General features: G+C 59.1%; 1 protein-coding gene. It reads left to right on the top strand.

Annotation, left to right across the window (positions count from 1 at the left end):
* Positions 1 to 797, top strand: a 797-nt coding sequence (locus tag HFD94_RS22775; RefSeq protein ID WP_207712427.1) for a hypothetical protein, incomplete at both ends; no start/stop codon positions are given.

Genomic DNA, 797 nt, shown 5'->3' with positions numbered 1-797 from the left:
GGAGCGCAGACGGTCTCGTCGGTAGCCAGCCTGCCGGACGGCGGCGCCATCGTGGTGTGGCAGTCGGCGAGCGGAGACGGCTCTGGCAGCTGCGTCAAGGGTCAGCTGCTGGATGCGAAAGGTCAGCCGGTCGGGGCGGAGTTCACGGTGAACACCACCACAGCGGGCGACCAGATCACGCCGCAGGTTACCGTGCTGTCAGATGGCACTTTCCAGGTGGTATGGAGCACGGATTCCGGTGCGCATATCAAGGGTCAGGGCTATACCTACAGCTACGACGGTGCGGGTAACGTGAACGGCGTCGTGACTAATGGCGCAGAGTACAATGTGGACTCCAGCACCGCCGCCAGCAAAATGCGCGTTCCGGTGATCACTTCGCTGGAAGACGGCGGTTATCTGGTGGTTTGGGAAGCGAGCCTGAACGGCAACTGGACGGTCTATGGTCGTCAGTATGACGCAAACGGCACGCCGGTCACGGCGGAGACCGTGCTGGCAACCACGACCCTGAACGCAAATGCCATCATTCCTGAATGGGAGCCGTTGCCATCTGTTACAACGCTGGAAAATGGCCAGGTTGCGATTACTTATGCGATTAAAGCCACCGGATATGATGTTGGTGTGTCAGTTTATGATCCGTCAACGCATGCTGTAACAGGCAGCTTCGTAGCGAACCAGACCCTGACTAACAATCAGGCGTCATCCGCAGTCAGTGCGCTGCAAAACGGCAACTACGTGGTGACCTGGGACTCTAACGATACCAGCGGACCGGATCAGAACGGTTACAGCGTCTGGGGCCG

The sequence above is a fragment of the Pantoea sp. EKM20T genome, from assembly GCF_011800485.1.
In the GTDB taxonomy this organism is placed as follows: Bacteria; Pseudomonadota; Gammaproteobacteria; order Enterobacterales; family Enterobacteriaceae; genus Pantoea; species Pantoea agglomerans.
This window is presented reverse-complemented; position numbering and strand designations above follow the sequence as displayed.